At 63.6% G+C, this 18,145-nt stretch carries 17 protein-coding genes; 8 read left to right on the plus strand and 9 right to left on the minus strand.

Going from position 1 to position 18,145, the window contains the following annotated elements; translation table 11 throughout:
• Nucleotides 1-110: 110 nt before the first annotated feature.
• The 5 genes from ACZ9GA_RS24905 to mdaB form a co-directional block, all read right to left on the minus strand.
• Nucleotides 111-1,544, minus strand: coding sequence for a hypothetical protein (locus ACZ9GA_RS24905; protein WP_457360078.1), 1,434 nt, complete (start codon nucleotides 1,542-1,544; stop codon nucleotides 111-113).
• 130 nt (nucleotides 1,545-1,674) lie between these two features.
• Complete coding sequence (locus tag ACZ9GA_RS24910; RefSeq protein ID WP_457360076.1) at nucleotides 1,675-3,132, minus strand: surface-adhesin E family protein; 1,458 nt, start codon at nucleotides 3,130-3,132, stop codon at nucleotides 1,675-1,677.
• Nucleotides 3,133-3,255: 123 nt separating this feature from the next.
• Complete coding sequence (gene ggt / locus ACZ9GA_RS24915; RefSeq protein ID WP_457360074.1) at nucleotides 3,256-4,923, minus strand: gamma-glutamyltransferase; 1,668 nt, start codon at nucleotides 4,921-4,923, stop codon at nucleotides 3,256-3,258.
• A gap of 78 nt (nucleotides 4,924-5,001) precedes the next feature.
• Complete coding sequence (locus tag ACZ9GA_RS24920; protein ID WP_457360072.1) at nucleotides 5,002-5,907, minus strand: LysR substrate-binding domain-containing protein; 906 nt, start codon at nucleotides 5,905-5,907, stop codon at nucleotides 5,002-5,004.
• Between the two features lie 61 nt (nucleotides 5,908-5,968).
• A complete protein-coding gene (gene mdaB / locus ACZ9GA_RS24925; protein ID WP_027981979.1) occupies nucleotides 5,969-6,559 on the minus strand; it encodes an NADPH:quinone oxidoreductase MdaB in 591 nt (196 codons plus the stop codon).
• Between the two features lie 151 nt (nucleotides 6,560-6,710).
• Between mdaB and ACZ9GA_RS24930 the strand changes: the two genes are divergently transcribed.
• Entirely contained in the window at nucleotides 6,711-7,028 is a 318-nt protein-coding gene (locus ACZ9GA_RS24930; RefSeq protein ID WP_455922425.1) for a putative quinol monooxygenase, read from the plus strand.
• A 96-nt stretch (nucleotides 7,029-7,124) separates the two neighbouring features.
• On the opposite strand, the gene ACZ9GA_RS24935 is transcribed toward ACZ9GA_RS24930, so the two are convergent.
• A complete protein-coding gene (locus ACZ9GA_RS24935; protein WP_457360070.1) occupies nucleotides 7,125-7,889 on the minus strand; it encodes a sulfite exporter TauE/SafE family protein in 765 nt (254 codons plus the stop codon).
• Nucleotides 7,890-7,936: 47 nt separating this feature from the next.
• Between ACZ9GA_RS24935 and ACZ9GA_RS24940 the strand changes: the two genes are divergently transcribed.
• On the plus strand, nucleotides 7,937-8,503 hold the full coding sequence (locus tag ACZ9GA_RS24940; protein ID WP_457360068.1) for an SMI1/KNR4 family protein: 567 nt from the start codon (nucleotides 7,937-7,939) through the stop codon (nucleotides 8,501-8,503).
• Nucleotides 8,504-8,602: 99 nt separating this feature from the next.
• Complete coding sequence (locus tag ACZ9GA_RS24945) at nucleotides 8,603-8,947, plus strand: cupin domain-containing protein (protein WP_008373643.1); 345 nt, start codon at nucleotides 8,603-8,605, stop codon at nucleotides 8,945-8,947.
• 110 nt (nucleotides 8,948-9,057) lie between these two features.
• On the opposite strand, the gene mmsB is transcribed toward ACZ9GA_RS24945, so the two are convergent.
• Entirely contained in the window at nucleotides 9,058-9,945 is an 888-nt protein-coding gene (mmsB, locus tag ACZ9GA_RS24950) for a 3-hydroxyisobutyrate dehydrogenase (protein ID WP_457360066.1), read from the minus strand.
• 9 nt (nucleotides 9,946-9,954) lie between these two features.
• Nucleotides 9,955-11,472, minus strand: coding sequence for a CoA-acylating methylmalonate-semialdehyde dehydrogenase (locus tag ACZ9GA_RS24955; RefSeq protein WP_457360065.1), 1,518 nt, complete (start codon nucleotides 11,470-11,472; stop codon nucleotides 9,955-9,957).
• 102 nt (nucleotides 11,473-11,574) lie between these two features.
• Here ACZ9GA_RS24955 and ACZ9GA_RS24960 point away from each other — a divergent pair, with 102 nt between their 5' ends.
• Complete coding sequence (locus tag ACZ9GA_RS24960; RefSeq protein ID WP_457360063.1) at nucleotides 11,575-12,528, plus strand: LysR family transcriptional regulator; 954 nt, start codon at nucleotides 11,575-11,577, stop codon at nucleotides 12,526-12,528.
• Nucleotides 12,529-12,634: 106 nt separating this feature from the next.
• On the opposite strand, the gene ACZ9GA_RS24965 is transcribed toward ACZ9GA_RS24960, so the two are convergent.
• Nucleotides 12,635-13,423, minus strand: a complete 789-nt coding sequence (locus ACZ9GA_RS24965) for a GGDEF domain-containing protein (protein ID WP_457360061.1) — start codon at nucleotides 13,421-13,423, stop codon at nucleotides 12,635-12,637.
• A 343-nt stretch (nucleotides 13,424-13,766) separates the two neighbouring features.
• On the opposite strand from ACZ9GA_RS24965, the gene ACZ9GA_RS24970 reads away from it, so the two are divergent.
• The 4 genes from ACZ9GA_RS24970 to ACZ9GA_RS24985 are packed head-to-tail and all read left to right on the plus strand — an operon-like array spanning nucleotide 13,767 to nucleotide 18,059.
• Nucleotides 13,767-14,615: a sugar phosphate isomerase/epimerase family protein gene (locus ACZ9GA_RS24970; protein ID WP_457360059.1), complete on the plus strand. Its 849-nt coding sequence runs from the start codon at nucleotides 13,767-13,769 to the stop codon at nucleotides 14,613-14,615.
• A gap of 9 nt (nucleotides 14,616-14,624) precedes the next feature.
• Nucleotides 14,625-15,671 carry an isopenicillin N synthase family dioxygenase gene (locus tag ACZ9GA_RS24975; protein ID WP_457360058.1) on the plus strand — a complete coding sequence of 349 codons (1,047 nt, stop codon included), beginning with the start codon at nucleotides 14,625-14,627 and terminating at the stop codon, nucleotides 15,669-15,671.
• A 35-nt stretch (nucleotides 15,672-15,706) separates the two neighbouring features.
• Nucleotides 15,707-16,498, plus strand: a complete 792-nt coding sequence (locus ACZ9GA_RS24980; RefSeq protein ID WP_457360056.1) for a transporter substrate-binding domain-containing protein — start codon at nucleotides 15,707-15,709, stop codon at nucleotides 16,496-16,498.
• A gap of 46 nt (nucleotides 16,499-16,544) precedes the next feature.
• Entirely contained in the window at nucleotides 16,545-18,059 is a 1,515-nt protein-coding gene (locus tag ACZ9GA_RS24985; protein ID WP_476227037.1) for an amino acid ABC transporter permease/ATP-binding protein, read from the plus strand.
• Nucleotides 18,060-18,145: the final 86 nt, after the last annotated feature.

An 18,145-nucleotide genomic window follows, 5' to 3' on the forward strand; every position in this document is an offset into this window, starting at 1 on the left:
CGCACGCTTTTAAACGTGGGAGCGGGCTCTGCCCGCGAAGAAGACACCACCGTGTTCCTGGAACAGCGCGGTGTTCTTTTCGCGGGCAGAGCCCGCTCCCACGAGGGCCCTCACTGCACGGTCTGGAGCGTGCGCTCGTCGTAGTACAGGGCGTTCTTGTCGGTGCCCTGCTTGAAGAAATACCCGTAGTCCTCCAGGTACCACACCGTATCCACCCGGTTGTACGGATCCCCCTCCCCGCTGCACCGCAGCTTCTTCGCCTGGCCGCTGAGGCTGGCATTGATCTGCGCCGCCGACGCCTCGCTGTCCACCATGCACTTGACCACCTGGCGGCTCTCGCCCAGGTCACCCATCATCGAGTTCTTGCGTTTGCCCTGGGTGATGTACGCCAGTTCCTTGCCCACCGGCATCTGCTGCCAGTCGCCGATGAAGGTGAGGTTGGTCAGCATCGCTTCCTCTGCCATCACCGTCTTGCCGAAGAACCGCGTGCTCTGCGCCAGCGACACCAAACCACGGAAGCTCACTTCCTTGCCTTCGTAACTGTCGCCCCGCACGCGGATACCCAACTGGCCGCTGGCCTTGTCGATTTCAAAGAAGCGTTCCTCACGGATCGGCAGGTTGCTCTTGGCGGTGTTGGCCATGCCGGTTTCCAGGGTCTGCTTGAAGCGTTTGCTTGGCGGCGCCAGGTTCAGGTGCTTGATGGCGGTGAGCGGCACCGCGCCTACGGCGGGCAACGGCGTGTCGATCGGCGCCTTGCTGCGCGGGCTGTAGGCAGGCAACTGCGCCAGCGACTCGGGCTTGCCGCAGACGCTGCTGAACAGCATCTGGTATTCGGGCACGCTGCGGCTGACCGGTTGCGGCTGCGGGTCCTTGAACAATTTGCCGTCGGTTACCGTGTTGCGTTCATCGACGTCGTAGCCCATCAGCAGGCGGTAGGTCTGCTTTGAGCAATCCACCGCGTAATGCTCGCGCTTCTGCGCGCTGGGGGCATGGTAGGGCTTGCCGGCGGTGACGATGGGCTCGTCCAGGGCCGACCAGAAACGGATCTCGCTGCCGTCGGCCTTGATGCTGTTGCGGTCCAATAGCACCCAGAACACATCGTTGCCGCCCTTGATCACCCGCCACTCGGGGACGGTGGTGGCCTGGCAGGCGGCCTTGAAGGCAGCGTTGTTCTTCAGCGGTTCGGACAGTTCTTCAGGCACATTGCGTGGCGTCATGTAGCCGCCGTTGCTGCTGCCGAAATACACCCGTTTCTCGCCCTGCACGTAGGCGATACGCGCCTGGTATTGAGTGCATGAGGCTTCGATCTGCGCGGCGAACGGCACCGGCTGCTGCTCGGTAACGGGCGGCACGGCCAGGTAGCTGAGGTTGTCGCCATCGCGCATCACCGACTCGGGCACCGGCGGCAGGGCCAGGGTGTCGCTGAGCATTTTCTCGGCGTCGGTGAGTGGGTGAGGCTTGGGCGCTTCAGGCGTGGGGGTGGGCGGGTGCTGGGCGCATCCGGCCACCAGGGTGATGAGCAGCGCTAGAGGCAGACGTTGCATAGCTATTTTCTCCATGAAACACAGCTAAATCGGCGGTGTTTACACTGACGCCATCGCGGCCAAGGCCGGCTCCTACACCGTCCGGGGTAGGAGCCGGCCTTGGCCGCGATGCAGGCGACGCGATTCCTGGTTAGCGCACCTTCTGCAGCTGGCGCTCGCTGTAATAGTGGTCGTTCTTGTCGGTGCCCGACTGGTAGAAGTAACCGTAGTCTTCCAGGTAGTACAGGGTATCGACGCTCTGGCGTTTTTCACTGTTGATGGTGCAACGCATCAACTTGGCCTGCCCGCTGAGGCGCGGGTTGACCTGGCTGGCCGCAACCTGGCTTTTGACCGCGCATTCAACAGTGGCGCGGTTGAGCACGGCGCCGGTCTGGGCGCTGACGGCGCTGGTGTCCAGGGTCACGCCAACGTTGCTGCCCACCGGCAGGGTGCGCCAGTTGCCATGGAACTGCGCATCGATCACCGCCGAGCTTTCGAACACGGTGTCCAGGCCATGGAAGGTGGTCTTGCTGGCCAGCGAGAACAGGCCGCGGAACGACACTTCGCTGCTGTCGAAACCGTCGCTGCTGGAGCGCACGGCCAACTGGCCGGTCACCGGGTCATGCTCGATGAAGGTCTCGACATTGAGCGGCATCGCGCCGTTGGGACCGTTGGCGGTGCCGGTCTCGGACAGGTAAGTCAGCGGCTTGCGCGGCGCGGGCATGCCCAGCTTGTGAATGGCCGCCAACGGCAGCGCCATCACGCCGGGGTACGGCGCGGCCAGCGGTGCCTTGACGCGCGGGCTGAAGGCCGGCAGCTTGCCCAACGCCTGGGGGTTGCCGCAGATGGCTTTGTAGGTGGCCTGGTTATCGGTGTCGCGGGCGATCTGCTGGGCATCGGGCACGAAGTGCACGGCGCCGTCGGTCACGCGGTTGCGCTCGTCCAGGTCGAAACCGGACAGCACTTTGAAGGTCTGCTGCTTGCAGTCCACTGCCACGTATTCGCGCTTCTGCGCCATGGGCGCGTAGTACGGCAGGTCGAAGGTGGTGACCGGCTCATCCCAGGCCGTCCAGAAGCGCAGGGTGTCGCCCTGGGGCTTGATGCTGGCGCGGTCGATCAGGGTCTGCTGGCCGTTGGCGGCAGTGTGCACCACGCGCCAGTCGGGCAGCGGGGTGTTGTGGCAGGCGTCGACGAAATCGGGGTTCTTCAGCAGGGCCTCGGCCACGTCCTTGCGCATGCGCACGGCGGGCATGTACAGGCCGTCCTGGCTTTTCACGTAGGACCGCTTGCCGCCGTCGAAGTACATCAGCTTGGCCGATGGCTCCACGCAAGAGGCCTGGATCTGCATCATGATGTCCTGGCGCAGGGTGTCGTCCTTGGCGCGGATGATCATGAAGCTGAGTTGGTCGCCATCGCGCAGCACGCTGTTGCTCAGGGGGGTGCGCTTGACCATGTCGAACATCAGCTGGTTGGCCTTGTCGACCGGGGCCGGCACTTTGATGGTCGGCTGGGCCTTGGCCACGGGTGGCTTGGGTGCCGGGTCGGCAGCTGGCTGGTGGGCGCAGGCGGCGGTCGCTGCGATGGCGAGGGCAAGGGCAACGCGTTTCATGGAATGTCCTGATCGGCAGGCGGGCTTCGTACCCGTAGCCGCAGCCTGGCGGCAGCGGCTACGGGTGAAAAGGAAGTTATCTTACCGCTAAGCGCGATCTACATCATGAACTTCCCGGCGCAATCACTTGGCCAACAGCCCTACCCCACGGCCACGCGGGTCAGAGGCGGTCTCGACCTTGCGGCCATCCACCTTGATGGCCTGGATATCGCCCATCTCCCAGCCCTGGTCTTCCAGGGTGTAGCCCATGGCTTTCAACTGCTCGGCGGCCTCGCCGGTCAGCGGCGCGAAGCTGTCGTAGTAAATGGTGTCCTTGGGCAGCAACTGGTGATGCACGCGCTGCGCCGCCACGGCCTTGGCCAGCGGCAGGTGGTAGTCGTAGACGTTGTTGAGCACCTGGAAGATCGAGGTGAAGATCCGCGAACCGCCCGGCGTGCCAATGACCATGGTCACGCGCCCGTCGCGGGTCACCAGGGTGGGGCTCATGGACGACAGCATGCGCTTGCCCGGCTGGATGGCGTTGGCGTCGCCGCCCACTACGCCAAAGGCGTTGGCCACGCCCGGCTTGGAACTGAAGTCGTCCATTTCGTCGTTGAGCAGGAAGCCTGCGCCCTTCACCACCACGCCGCTGCCGTAGTCCCAGTTCAGGGTGTAGGTGTTGCTGACTGCGTTGCCATCGTGGTCGATGATCGAGAAGTGCGTGGTCTGGTGTGCCTCGAGGCCGGGGTGCACATTCTCGGTGGCGGAGATGGCCGTGGGGTTGACCTCGTCGGCGCGCTTGAGCAGGTAGGCCGGGGCGATCAGCTTGTTCACCGGCACATCGTTGAAGTCCGGGTCACCCAGGTAGTTGGCGCGGTCGGCGAACACGCGCTTCTCGATCTCGGCCAGCAGGTGGATGTAGCGCGCGGAATTGAGCGGCACACCCTTGAAGTCGGCCTTGCGGATGTCCTTGATGCCCAGCAGTTGCGCCAGCGCAATGCCGCCGGAGCTGGGCAGCGGCGCGGTGTAAATCAGGTTGCCACGCCAGTCGATGTGCAGCGGCTGGCGCCAGCTGACCTTGTAGTCGTGCAGGTCCTGTTTGGTGATCAGGCCTTTGTCGGCCTGCATCTGCGCCACCAGCAGGTCAGCGGTCTTGCCGTCGTAGAAGTCCTTGGCGCCCTGGTCGGCGATGCGCTCCAGGGTTTGCGCCAGCTCGGGCTGGCGGAAGGTCTGGCCAGGCTTCATGGTGCCGAAGTAGTCGTTGAAGTTGGTCTGGCCGTTGAACAGTTTCAGCGCATCCTGGCGGTATTGGAACTGCTTGTCGGCCACGGTGAAACCTTGCTTGGCGTAGCCGATGGCCGGGGTCAGCAGCTCGGCCCACGGCAGTTTGCCGAAGCGCTTGTGCGCTTCCCACAGGCCCAGCACGGTACCGGGCACGCCGCTGGCCTTGGCGCCCACCAGGCTGAGGTTTTCGATGACCTCGCCCTTTTCGTTCAGGTACATGTCGCGGCTGGCGGCCTTGGGCGCGGTTTCGCGGTAGTCGAGGAAGTAGGGTTTGCCCTTCACGTACAGGGTCATGAACCCGCCGCCGCCCAGGTTGCCGGCTTCGGGGTAGGTCACGGCCAGGGTGAACGCGGTGGCAACGGCGGCGTCGACGGCGTTGCCGCCTTTCTTGAGAATCTGCGCCGCCACCTTGGCGCCGTACTGGTCAGGGGCGGCCACGGCGCCAGCGTCCAGCAGCGCGGCGTACGAGGAGGAGCTGGCGACAATCGCCGCACTCAGGGCAAGGGTCTTGAACAACACAATACGCATCGGGTGTCCTTACTGTTGTTATGAAAAGCTGCCAACAGTTAGGACCATCAAGGCCGCGTTTTCAATCCCGATGACTCGTCAGATATCCGTATGGGCGTAACAGGCGAGCTTTTCCTGCATGAAGTCCAGGAAGCACTGGATGCGCAGGGCCAGTTGCGAGTTGCGGTAGTACACGGCGTGAATCGGCTGGCGATAGCCGCTGTTGGCCTCGACCAGCAAGGGCACCAGGCGGCCGTGTTCGATGTCCTGATGGGTCATGAAATCCGACAGGCAGACAATGCCCTGGTCGGCCAACGCCAGCTGGCGCAAGGTCTCGCCACTGGACGCCGACAGCTGCGGCTGCACTTGCCAGCGGTCGCCGTCGCCATGGCGCAGGGGCCACTGGTTCAGGTGGTCGGGCTGGGTGAAGCCCAGCAGGCTGTGCTCGCTGAGGTCCTGCACATGTCGGGGCGTGCCACGGCGGCGCAGGTATTCGGGGCTGGCCAGGATGTTCAGCGGGCTGCGGCCCAGCAGGCGTGCATGCAGCGTGGAGTCGGCCAGCACGCCGATGCGGATGGCGATGTCGGTGCTCTGTTCCAGCAGGTCGATCAGCAGGTCGTCGGTGTTGAGTTCCAGGGTGATGTCCGGGTAGCGCGCGCGGAACTCGTCCACATACGGCACGATGGCGTGCAGCATGAACGGCGAGGCGGCGTTCACCCGCAGGCGCCCCGAGGGCGTCTGGTGCCGAACCGCCAGACGCTCTTCCAGCTCTTCCATCTGCTGCAGGATCTGCTTGGCGCGCTCGAAGAAAAACCGCCCCTCCTCGGTCAGGTCCATGCGCCGGGTGGTGCGGTTGATCAGTGTGGTGTCGAGCTTGCTTTCCAGGCGCGCCAGCGTGCGGCTGATGGCCGACGGGGTTTGCCCCACCTGCTCGGCCGCCGCTGAAATGGAGCCGCACTCGATGACCGAGATAAATACCTGGAGCTCGTCGGATCTGGCTTTCAACCTGGGTTTCCCTGCAACGCTTGCCGGCACGCCGGCTACCACAATGGTCACCCACTCTACCTCAGAGTTGGAAACCCAACACCTGCGCCAGGTGAGCCTTGTAGCGTTCCACGTCGCCTTCGATGTTGGGGCGCTTCATTACGTCCACCGCCAGGAAGGTCGGCAGGCCGGTCATGCCCAGGAACTGGTTGGCCTTGTGGAACGGGAAGTACACGGCGTCCACGCCCTTGGCTTCGAAGAAGTCGGTGGGGTCGTCAAAGGCTTGCTGTGGTGCGTTCCAGGTCAGCGACAGCATGTATTGCTTGCCCTGGATCAGGCCGCCGCTGCCGTATTTCTGCGAGGCATCGGAACGGGTGCGGCCGTCGCTGCCGTACAGGCTGCCGTGGCCTTCGGTGAAGACTTCGTCGATGTACTTCTTGACGGTCCACGGCGCGCCCATCCACCAGCCCGGCATCTGATAGATGATCACGTCGGCCCAGAGGAATTTCTGCACTTCTTCAGCGATGTCGTAGCCGCCATCGATGAAAGTGGTTTTCACGTCGAAACCGGCGTGGTCCAGCAGCGCCAGGGCGGCGTCGTGCAGGGTGGCGTTGTAGCGGCCGTCGGAGTGGGCGAACTGCTTGCCGCCGTTGAGCAACAGAATCTTTTTCATGGGGAAGGTCTCGGCAAAGGAATGGAGCGCACTTTACCGGCCCCACGCGGGCGGAATAAGGCCTGGTGGGGCAAATCACATTTGCCTTAAAAGCACGAATGGCTATTCATTATTGCTTTTAGAATGCGAGCCACTTAATTCGGAGGTGCCCATGAACGAACAATACGGTTTCATCGTCAAGGCCAAGACCAAGCCGCACATGGCTGACGCATTCCACGCGCTGTTCCTTGGCCATGTCGAAGCCAGCCGCGGCGAGCCAGGCTGCATCGAGTACCACATGCTGCGCGACCTGGATGACCCGACGCTGTTCCTGTTCTACGAGATCTGGGCATCGAAGGCAGCGCTGGACGTGCATTCGGCGTTGCCGCACATGGCGGCGTTCGCCGAGCAGCGCATGGAGTACCTGGAGCGTGATTTCGAGTTCCAGCGTATCGAGATGCTCAGCCCTGCCAGTGCCGTGCGCGCTTGACCGTAGCCGCTGCCGAAGGCTGCGCTGGCCGGTGTGAACCCAGCAGATTTCCAGTGAACCACAGGGCCAGCGCAGCCTGGCGGCAGCGGCTACGGGTCAGCCGTTGATTGCCAGGTGCGCACCCAGCAGCGCGAGCCCCACGAAGAACACCCGCTTGAACACCACCGCACTGATACGCCCCCGCAGCCACTGCCCCACCTGCATGCCCACCAGCGCCGGCACCAGCATCAACAACGAAGCGCCCAGCTCGCCGCCGCCCAGTTCCCCATGCCATAACAGCCCCCCGGCCAACGCCAGGGTCGACACGGTGAACGACAATCCCAGGGCCTGCACCAACTCATCCCGATTCAGCCCCAGGGCCTGCAGGTAAGGCACCGCCGGAATCACGAACACACCGGTAGCCGCCGTGATGATCCCGGTGACCACGCCGCACAGCGGCCCCAACCAGCGCTCATGCCGCGCCGGCACATGCAGCACCGGCAGGAACAGCCCGCACAGCGCATACACCACCAACGCCCCGCCCAACGCCCGCACCACCCACTGCCCGCCGTCGATACCCAGCCACAGGCTGCCAATGGCCGTGCCGACAAAAATGGTCAACAGCATCGGCCATAAGCGCACCACCAAGCCACGCAGATGGCCACCCAGCAACAGTTGCCAGATATTGGTGAAGGTCGAGGGCACAATCAGCAGCGCCGCCGCCTGCGCGGGCGCCATGGCCAGGCCCAGCAGGCCCATGGACACCGTGGGCAGCCCCAGGCCGATCACGCCCTTGACCGTGCCGGCCAGCAGGAAAGTGCCCAGCACCAGCAGCGACACGGCCCAGCCCAAATCCTGATACATCGAGAGAAATCCGTTCATGGGGTACCATGCCAACCTGTCTGAATGGCCGCTCACAAGGAGCAACGATGAAACATGTATGGAAACGCATTGAAGATTGGCTAAGCGTCCATGCCCCCGAGGCCTTCGCCGGCTTGAATGGCCCTGCAAGCCAGGCCCGGCTCGAAGAAACCGAACGCACATTGGGCGTACGCCTGCCCGACGATGTGCGCGCCAGCTACCTGCTTCACGATGGCCAGGACACCAACGCCCCCTGCCTGCTGCTGGGCTGGGAATTCCTGCCGTTGGCCGAGATTGTAGCCCAGTGGTCGATCTGGAAAGAGCTGTTGGACCAGGACACCTTCGCCGACTTCGAAAGCGAGGCCGACGGCTTGCTGGTGCGCAAGGACTGGTGGAATGCCGGGTGGATTCCCTTCACCCACGACGGCGGCGGCGACCACTTCTGCATCGACCTGGCCCCCGGCCCGCACGGTACCGCCGGCCAGATCATCGAAATGTGGCACGACGACGGCATCCGCCCGGTGATGGCCAGCAGCTTCAGCGCGCTGCTGGGCGCTTACGCCGACAGCCTGGAAGCCGGCGATTACGTGTACCACGCAGACTTCCACGCGGTGGTGCACAAGGACGATATCTGACCACGGCGTTTGCGGGCACCCGGATGTCGACCTCAGGCATTCGCCCCCCCACCTGGCACGTCAGCATGCGGGCTCCTGAAATGTCTGCCGGAGCCCGTCATGTCCAAGCCTCTCGTTGTACTGCGCGACACCCATCCCCTGCCCGTGCTGGATGCCTGCAAGTGGGAGAAGCTGGAAGGCGACCCGCACACCGTCAACCTCAACGCCTACACCAGCGAGGACGGCAGCAAGATCATGGGCACCTGGATCTGCACGCCGGGCAAGTGGCGCGTGGATTATGTGAAGTGGGAGTACTGCCATTTCCAGGAAGGCTACTGCGTGATCACGCCGGACGGCATGGAACCGGTGCATCTGCGCGCGGGTGATATCTTTATCGTGGAGCCGGGGATGAAGGGCACTTGGGAAGTGGTCGAGACCGTGCGCAAGTACTTCGTCTTCGCCTGATTGCGTTTTCTTTGTGGGACCGGGCGAAGCTCGGGAAGCAGCCGCCTCGGTATTTGGGGCAGGCCCCTTCCCGAGCTTCGCCCGGTCCCACAGGATGGAGGTCGCCGGTATCATTCCGGTTTTTGGTAGCCCTTCACGATGGCCGAGAAGTCCAGGCCGCCTTCGCCGCGCAGGCTCATCGCCTGGTACAGCTGCTGCGCCACCGCACCCAGTATCACCGGCTGATGCGCCTGGCGCGCCGCTTCGGTGGCCAGGCCCAGGTCCTTGAGCATCAGTTCGGCCCCGAACCCACCGCTATACCCCCGCGCCGCCGGCGCCGTGTCGATGATCCCCGGCCACGGGTTGTACGTGTCCGAACTCCAGCAGCGTCCCGTCGAGCTGTTGATGATGCCCGCCAGCACACCCGTATCAATGCCCAGCGCATTGCCCAGGGCCATGGCCTCCGACACGCCGATCATCGAGATGCCCAGCAGCAGGTTGTTGCAGATCTTGGCAATCTGCCCGGTGCCGACTTCACCGCAATGGACGATGTTACGGCCCATCTGCGCCAGCACCGGGTGCAGGGTGTCGAACAACGCCGCCGAGGCCCCTACCATGAACGTCAGGGTGCCTGCCGCCGCGCCACCGGTACCGCCTGAAACGGGCGCATCGCCCAGATCCACGCCCTGCTTCGCCGCTGCCGTGGAAATATCGCGGGCGGTCTGCGGGTCGATGGTGCTGCAATCCACCGCTGGCGTACCGGCGCGGATCCCCGCCAGCACACCATCGTCGTTCAGATAGACGCTGCGTACATGGGCGGCGGCCGGCAGCATGGTGATGACCAGGTCACCCGCTTGCGCTGCGTCCTTGGGCGAGGTGCTGATGGTGCCGCCCATGGCCGCCAATTCGGCCAGCACGGCCTTGTTCAGGTCGAACAGGTACAGGTGATGCCCCGCCTTGAGCAGATTGCGCGCCATGGGGGCGCCCATGTTGCCCAGGCCGATAAATGCGATGTTCATGGCCAACTCCTAGCGCAGGTTGATGGTGGTGTTGACGCCGTCGTTGACGCTGTCGTCGTCGAACCAGCGCGCCGTGACCGTCTTGGTCTGGGTGTAGAACTGCACCACCTGCTTGCCATACGGGCCCAGGTCGCCGAGCTTGGAGCCGCGCGAGCCGGTGAAGCTGAAGAACGGCACCGGCACCGGGATCGGAATGTTGATGCCCACCTGGCCCACGTCGATCTCGCTCTGGAACTTGCGCGCCGCCGCGCCGCTTTGGGTGAACAGGCCCGTGCCGTTGCCGAAGGGGTTGCGGTTGACCAAGGCAATAGCCTCGTCCAGCGTGTCCACGGTCAGCACCACCAGCACCGGGCCGAAGATTTCCTGGGTGTAGATCTGCATGTCGGTGGTCACGCCCGAGAACAGCGTTGGCCCGACGAAATTGCCTTGCTCGAAGCCCGGCACTTTCACCTCGCGGCCGTCCAGTTCCAGGGTGGCGCCCTCTTTCACGCCGCTGTCGATCAGGCCCAGTACGCGCTGTTTGGCCTGGCGTGAAATCAACGGCCCGACGTCGGTGCCCGGCTCGCTGCCAGCGTTGACCTTGAGCTGCTGAGCCAGCGCCTTGAGCTCCGGCAACCACTGCTTGGCCGCCCCCACCAGCACCGCCACCGAGGTTGCCATGCAGCGTTGGCCAGCGGCGCCGAACGCAGCGCCCACCAAGGCGTTGAGGGTTTGTTCGCGATTGGCGTCGGGCAGCACCACGGCGTGGTTCTTGGCGCCCATCATCGCCTGCACGCGCTTGCCGTGCTGGCCGGCCAGGTTGTAGACATGGGTGCCTACCGCCGTCGAACCGACAAAGGAAATCGCCTTGATGTCAGCGTGGGTGCACAGCGCGTCCACCACGTCCTTGCCACCGTGCACCACGTTGAGCACGCCCGGCGGGATGCCGGCTTCCAGCGCCAGCTCCACCAGTTGCACGGTGGACAGCGGGTCCTGCTCGGACGGTTTGAGCACGAAGGTGTTACCGCAGACGATGGCCATGGGGAACATCCACAGCGGGATCATGGCGGGGAAGTTGAACGGGGTGATGCCTGCGCACACGCCGATGGGCTGGCGCAGGGTGTAGGTGTCGACGCCACCGGCGACGTTCTCCACGAACTCGCCCATCTGCAGGCTGCCGATTGAGCAAGCATGCTCCACCACTTCCAGGCCGCGGAAGATATCGCCTTCGGCGTCGGCCAGGGTCTTGCCCTGTTCGGCGCTGAGGGTCTGGGCGATGCGCTTGCTGTGCTCGCGGATCAGCGCCTGGAACTTGAGCATGATGCGCATGCGCGCACCTACTGGGGTGTTGCGCCAGCCAACGAAGGCTTTTTGCGCCGCAGCCACCGCCGCGTCGACCTCGGCCTGGGTGGCAAAAGGCACTTTGGCCAGCACTTGCTGGGTGGCCGGGTTGACGATGTCGCGCCATTCGCTGGCCTGGGACTCGACCCATTCGCCGTCGATCAGCAGTTTGACTGTCTGGATACCGGCCGTTACAGAAACGTTCATCAAGACCTCCGCGTAATTGTTGTTGTGCATGGCGTGATGGCTCTGTCCTGGAGTATAGATGTGCAAACATCCAACAAGAACGCGGATAAAAGCCGGTCCAACATGCAAAAAAACATCACGTCGCTGGCCGCCCTGAACTGGGACGACCTGAAGTTTTTCCTCGAAGTGGCCCGCACGCGCAAGGCCAGCAACGCCGCCAAGCGCCTGGGGGTGGACTACACCACGGTGTCGCGGCGCATCACGTCACTGGAGTCGGCGCTGGGCACTCTGCTGTTCGAAAAATCGCGCACCACGGGGTTCATCCTGACCGCCGAGGGCCAGCGCCTGCTGGGCTACGCCGAGTCCATCGAAAGCACGCTACACATGGCCTGCGAGCAGGTGTCGGGCTCGGGGGTGGCGTTGTCGGGGCATATCCGCATGGGCTGCACCGAAGGCTTCGGAAGCTTCTTCATCACCCCGCAGCTAAGCCATTTCGTCGACACCTACCCGGCCATCAGCGTCGACATACTCCCGCTGCCGCACTTCATCAGCCTGTCCAAGCGCGAGGCCGACATCGTCATCGCCCTGGAACGGCCGGAGCATGGGCCTTATGTGTGCTGCAAATTGTGCGACTACCGATTGCAGTTGTACGCCACCCAGGACTACCTGGATCGTCACCCGCCCATCCATACGGGGCGTGATCTGGTGGGGCATCGGTTCATCAGCTACGTCGACGACCTGGCCTTTAGTTCGGAGTTGCTGTACCTGGCGAACCTGCTGCCCAACGCCAGCGCCAGCCTGCGCAGTACCAGTGTGATTGCCCAGTATGTGGCGGCCAGGCAGGGGCGGGGGATGGCGATATTGCCGTGCTTCCTGGCGGCGCAGGCTGACGATCTGGTGCCGGTACTGGCCGGGGAAATTAGCGTTACGCGGCAGTTCTGGATGTATTGCCGGGAGGATCTGCGCAAGTTGAAGCGGATTAATTTGTTGTGGGATTACATTCGCGAGGTGACGGAGTTGAATGGGGCGGTTTTGATGGGTGAGAGCCAGGCGCTGAAGTTCGCACCCACCGTTTGACGGCCGCGTCGCCTGCATCGCGGCCAAGGCCGGCTCCTACCACGGACGGTGTAGGAGCCGACTTTAGTCGCGATGCAGACGACGCGGTTTCAAGCAGCACGGCGAACTACAGAGGTGTGGAGACAAGCTGGTGCAGCCGCCCGCGGCCTTGGCGTTTGGCGTGCAACAGGGCTACATGGGCCTCTTCCAGCACGTCGGTGGGGGTGTGTTCGCTTGCGGTCACCTGCGCCAGGCCTACGCTCAGCGACGCGGTTGCCTCACCGCCGTCAGGCAACACAATCGGCGCGTACGCACTGGCAATGATGTTATCGGCAATCTGCCTTGCCTGTTCGGCCTGCTCAAGGTGCAGCAGCACGGCAAACTCGTCGCCTTCCAGGCGCACCAGCAGATCGTTCTCGCGCAATTGCGCACGCATCCGACCTGCGAGACGAATCAACACTTCATCGGCCGCCTCGTAACCGTATCGATCATTGAGTTGGCGGAAATGGTCGATGTCGATGTACAACACCGCCAGGTAACCCTGGCGTTTGCCCAATCCCTTGAGGTTGCGCGCCAGCCGTCCTTCGAAGAAGGCGCGGTTGGGCAGCCCCGTCAACGGGTCGACGCTGGCCTGCTGCGGCTGCTCGGCCTGCAGGCTCGCGGAGAACTGCGAAGCTGCCGCTGCCAGGCTGGCCAGCTTTTGCAGAGGCTCCACGGCCTGCGTCAAGGTACGTCGCGACAGGGCCAGTGCGCCCAGGCTGCCCGCGCCCATGCACAGGGCGAACGTCATCACCAGCCAGGCGCCGGACTGGCCGATATCCAGCACCCGCGCCAGCGCAAACAGGCCCGCGCCCAACCCGGCGGCCGTCAATGCCAGCACCCGATGCGCACGTCGCAAAGCACTGCGTTCATTCATCGCCGATGCTCCTGCATCCGCTTTCCATAGCACTCGAAACCCGCCATCCAGACAGCCCTCTTCGTGAACACGCGCGCAGGCATCGATACTCCATGCTGCCAAAAACCATAGCACAACCTATCCGTTGCCAGACGGTGGGTAGCTGGCTAATGGTTCAAGGATTTCTAAACTATCGATTTGAGCTTTCCTATTCTTCTGTGCCGCGCGGGCTGCCTAAGATCGGCCCATCAACCCGGACCGGTTCCGTCAGAGACCCGGCCACTCCTGTGCCCTTTTGCTACTGCCCAGCCCAATGACGCCCCGGCCCATGCCGTCGGGGTGCTGCGTAGCATGAGGAGCATCGATGAAACTGGAGATATTCCGCACCCTGTGGGGTTACACCGCCAGCAAGGCCCAGGCCCTGGAAGAACTGCAGGCCGCCGGCTTCGATGGCATGGAGGCGCGGCTGCCGCTGGTGGCCCGCGAGCGCAGCGAATTCGCCGCGTTCCTGCGCGCCAACTCGCTGGGGTACATTTGTACTCTGTTCACCGCCTACGATGTGCTGCCCCAGCAATCCGCCCTGCCCGCCGAGCATTTGAACGACCTGGACAGCAAGCTGGCCTGGGCCGGCGAGCTGACGCCGCGCTTTATCAACGTGCTGGCGGGCAATGATCGCTGGTCGCTGGCCCAGCAGGTGGACTTCTTCGGCCGGGCCATGGAACTGGGCCACAAGCACGGCCAGTTCCTCAGTTTCGAGACCCACCGCTCGCGCTCGCTGTTCAACCCTTGGGTGACCCTGGAGCTGATCCGCCAACTGCCGGACCTGCGCTTCACCAGTGACATCAGCCACTGGGTAGTGACCTGCGAACGGCTGCTGGACGACCCCGCCGACGACCTCAGCGCCTTCATCGAGCGCGTGCACCACGTGCAGGCCCGGGTTGGCTATGACCAGGGCCCGCAAGTGCCGCACCCCGGCGCCCCGGAGTACGGCCGCGAGCTGGCCTTCCACCAGAAACACTGGGAAGCCATTTGGGCCGCCCAGCAGGCGCGCGGCTATCAGGTCAGCACCCTGACCCCGGAATTCGGCGCCGACGGTTACCTGCATCACCTGCCCTTTACCAATGTTCCGGTGGCTGACCTGTGGTCGCTCAACGTGTGGATGGCCCGCACCGAGCGCGCCCACTTCGAACGCTTTCGTGCCGCACACTGCTGAGGAAACCTGATGAACAACACTGAGCCCAAGGCCAACTTCAAGAGCATCCCGGTGGTGAATATCGCCGGGCTGTTCAGCGTCGAACTGGAACACCGCCTGGCGGTGGCCGAACAGCTGGGCCGGGCGGCCAGCGAGGTCGGCTTCCTGTACATCACCGGCCACGGCATCGCCCCCGAGCTGATCGCCAACCTGCGCCAGGCGGCCCGCGATTACTTCGCCCAGCCGCTGGACGCCAAGATGCGCCACTACATCGGCACCTCCGACACCCACAAGGGCTTCGTGCCGGAAGGTGAAGAGGTGTATTCCAAGGGCAAGCCCGACCACAAGGAAGCCTTCGACGTGGGCTTTGAAGTGCCCGCCGACGACCCGCTGGTACTGGCCAACACGCCGCTGCTGGGGCCGAACCATTGGCCCGAGGTGCCGGGCTTCAAGCCTTCGGTACAGGCCTATTACGCCGCCGTGTTTGCCCTGGGCCGCAAGCTGTTCGGCGGCTTCGCCCTGGCTTTGGGCCTGGAAGAGAACTACTTCGACGCCCTGGTCACCCGCCCGCCTTCAAAGCTGCGCCTGATCCATTACCCGTTCGACGCCGAAGCGGTGGATGCACCGGGCATCGGCGCGCACACCGACTACGAGTGTTTCACCATCCTGCAGGCCGACCAGCCTGGCCTGGAGGTGATGAACGACCTGGGCCAGTGGATCGACGCGCCGCCGATTGCCGACGCGTTCGTGGTCAACATCGGCGACATGCTGGAGGTGATGACCGCGGGCACCTTCGTGGCCACGGCGCACCGGGTTCGCAAGGTCAGCCAGGAGCGCTATTCCTTTCCGTTGTTCTACGCCTGCGACTACCACACGCAGATCAGGCCTTTGCCCAGTTTTGCCAAGGACGATCAGGCGTACGAGGAAATCGCCATCGGCGAGCACATGTATGGCCAGGCGTTGCAAACCTACCAGTACCTGCGCAAACGCGTGGAGAACGGCGAGGTGCAACTGCCGGCCAAGGCCCGCAAGCCTTCGAGCTTCGGCCATCTGAAAAAACAGGCGCTGCCTTCCTGACGCTGCTGACTTCCCTCATTCCTGGAGCACACGACATGTTCAACCCGACCCGCCTTGCCCTATTTGCCGCCTGCCTGCTGAGCACCGGTGCCGCCCTGGCCACCACCACTGCCACCCCCGGCCAGTTGAAAGTGGGCATGGAAATCACCTATCCACCCTTCGAGTCCTACGACAGCGACAAGAACGTGGTGGGCTCCGACCCGGAACTGGCCCACGCCCTGGCCAAGCAACTGGCCGCCAAGGCCGAGTTCGTCGACACCAAGTTTCCCAACCTGATCCTGGGGCTCAATGCCGGGCACTACGACGCGATCATTTCCGGCATGTACATCACCCCCGAGCGTCAGGCCCAGGCCCTGACCATTCCTTACGCGCGCACCGGGGCGGCGATCATGGTGCCGGCCGACAGCACACTGAAACCGGCCGTGCCCGAAGACCTGTGCGGCCTGAAGGTAGGCCTTGAGCAAGGCACCACCTGGGTGGCGCAGTTCAAGAAACTGTCCACCGACTACTGCGTGCCGAACAACAAGGGCGCGATCAGCGTCAGCGAGTTCCCGTCTGCGCCGGAAGTGACCCAGGCGTTGCTGTCGAAGAATATCCAGGCGCAGGTCGAGATTTCCGGCGCGGCTCACATGATCGCCGACAAGACCAAGGGCCGCGTGGTGGTGACCTCGCAGCAACTGGTGTACCCGCAAACCCTGGGTATCTACGTGAAGAAGGGCAATGACGACACCTACCAGGCGCTGCTAAAGGCCGTAGCCCAGAGCAAGCAGTCCGGTGAATACGCGGCGATCCTGAAGAAGTACAACCTGGAAGAAGCCTCCAACTGATCTTGAAGCCGGCCGCCCCGATTGCGGGGCGGCCATGGGGGTGCCTATGCAATTCGACTGGTCCTATTTTTTCTCGCTGTTTTCCATGCCGGCGTTCTGGGAGGCCAGCGTCACCGTGGTGGAGCTCAGCGCCCTGGCCTGGTTTATCGGCATGCTGCTGGGCTTTGGCCTGGCCAGCGCCAAACTGTCCAGCGTCAAATGGCTGAGCATGCCCGCCGGGGTGTACATCTGGTTCTTTCGCAGCATCCCGTTGCTGGTGCTGGTGGTGTTCGTCTACAACCTGCCGCAGCTATTCCCCGCCACCGGCAGCGTGCTGTCCAACCCGTTCTACTCCGGGTTGTTTGCGCTGGTGGTGACCGAAGCGGCGTACATGGCCGAGATTCACCGCGGCGGGCTGATCTCCGTACACAAGGGGCAGAAGGAAGCCGGACGCGCGCTGGGCATTGGCAGCCTGGGGCTGCAACGGCTGATCGTGATCCCCCAGGCGTTTCGCATTTCGTTGCCAACGTTGATCAACGAATACATCACTGTGGTGAAATTGACCTCGCTGATTTCGGTGATTTCCCTCACCGAACTGCTGACCGTGGGGCAGCGGTTGTACGCGCAGAATTTTCTGGTCATGGAGACCCTGGCGGCGGTCGGCGTGTACTACGTGCTAATCGTCAGCCTGTTTGGCTGGCTGTTGCAGCGGCTGGAAAGCTACCTGGATCTCAGCCAGCGCAAACCACAGACCTTGGCAGCCAACCCGCTGGCGCAGTTGCGCCAAGGCCTGGCGAAGCAGGCTCTAGTGGTTAATCGCCAGGTTGCGCCCGGTGCTGCACCCGTATTGCAGTTGCAGAATATCCACAAGCGCTATGGCGACCATCATGTGCTCAAGGGCATCGACCTGACCGTGGCCGGCGGCCAGGTGGTGTCGATCATCGGGCCTTCGGGTTCAGGCAAAACGTCGCTGATCCGCACCGTCAATGGCCTGGAGGGTATCGATCAAGGCGAGATCGTGCTGTTCGGCGAAAGCTTCATTCACGCCGGCGACACACCCAACAACCCGCAGATGCGTCGAGGGGTGCGGCACATCGGTATGGTGTTCCAGAGCTTCAACCTGTTCCCGCATTTGAACCTGGTGGACAACATCATCCTGGCGCCGGTGTATCACGGTGGCGAACGGCACGTGTCGCGGCAACAGGCGTTTGTGCTGCTGGAAAAGGTGGGGCTGCTGGCCCATGCCAACAAGTACCCGCATCAGTTGTCCGGCGGGCAACAGCAACGCGTGGCCATCGCCCGGGCGCTGGCGATGCGGCCGCAGGTGATGCTGTTTGACGAGCCGACTTCGGCATTGGACCCGGAGTTGGTGGGCGATGTGTTGAAGGTGATTGCCGACCTGGCGCGAGAAGGGATGACCATGCTGATCGTTACCCATGAGATGGATTTTGCCCTGTCGATTTCCGACGCGGGTGATTTTCATGGAAGACGGCAAGGTGCAGTTGGATGCTGCGCCGGAGAGTATTCGGCATGCGCCGGAGGCGGAGCGGGTGCGGCGGTTCATCGGGATGGTGGCCGATGAGCCAGTGCGGCTGGCGAGCAACCTGTAGCCGCTGCCGCCAGGCTGCGCTGGCCCTGAATTTCACAGGAGATCTTCAGGGGTCATGC

Source organism: Pseudomonas sp. TE3644 (genome assembly GCF_056278815.1).

Coding starts and splice junctions, on each gene's coding strand:
- ACZ9GA_RS24980 (WP_457360056.1), top strand. CDS start 15,707: ATGTTCAACCCGACCCGCCTTGCCCTATTTGCCGCCTGCCTGCTGAGC.
- mmsB (WP_457360066.1), bottom strand. CDS start 9,945: ATGAACATCGCATTTATCGGCCTGGGCAACATGGGCGCCCCCATGGCG.
- ACZ9GA_RS24985 (WP_476227037.1), top strand. CDS start 16,545: ATGCAATTCGACTGGTCCTATTTTTTCTCGCTGTTTTCCATGCCGGCG.
- ACZ9GA_RS24905 (WP_457360078.1), bottom strand. CDS start 1,544: ATGCAACGTCTGCCTCTAGCGCTGCTCATCACCCTGGTGGCCGGATGC.
- ACZ9GA_RS24975 (WP_457360058.1), top strand. CDS start 14,625: ATGAACAACACTGAGCCCAAGGCCAACTTCAAGAGCATCCCGGTGGTG.
- mdaB (WP_027981979.1), bottom strand. CDS start 6,559: ATGAAAAAGATTCTGTTGCTCAACGGCGGCAAGCAGTTCGCCCACTCC.
- ACZ9GA_RS24960 (WP_457360063.1), top strand. CDS start 11,575: ATGCAAAAAAACATCACGTCGCTGGCCGCCCTGAACTGGGACGACCTG.
- ACZ9GA_RS24935 (WP_457360070.1), bottom strand. CDS start 7,889: ATGAACGGATTTCTCTCGATGTATCAGGATTTGGGCTGGGCCGTGTCG.
- ACZ9GA_RS24930 (WP_455922425.1), top strand. CDS start 6,711: ATGAACGAACAATACGGTTTCATCGTCAAGGCCAAGACCAAGCCGCAC.
- ACZ9GA_RS24945 (WP_008373643.1), top strand. CDS start 8,603: ATGTCCAAGCCTCTCGTTGTACTGCGCGACACCCATCCCCTGCCCGTG.
- ACZ9GA_RS24965 (WP_457360061.1), bottom strand. CDS start 13,423: ATGAATGAACGCAGTGCTTTGCGACGTGCGCATCGGGTGCTGGCATTG.
- ACZ9GA_RS24955 (WP_457360065.1), bottom strand. CDS start 11,472: ATGAACGTTTCTGTAACGGCCGGTATCCAGACAGTCAAACTGCTGATC.
- ggt (WP_457360074.1), bottom strand. CDS start 4,923: ATGCGTATTGTGTTGTTCAAGACCCTTGCCCTGAGTGCGGCGATTGTC.
- ACZ9GA_RS24910 (WP_457360076.1), bottom strand. CDS start 3,132: ATGAAACGCGTTGCCCTTGCCCTCGCCATCGCAGCGACCGCCGCCTGC.
- ACZ9GA_RS24940 (WP_457360068.1), top strand. CDS start 7,937: ATGAAACATGTATGGAAACGCATTGAAGATTGGCTAAGCGTCCATGCC.
- ACZ9GA_RS24970 (WP_457360059.1), top strand. CDS start 13,767: ATGAAACTGGAGATATTCCGCACCCTGTGGGGTTACACCGCCAGCAAG.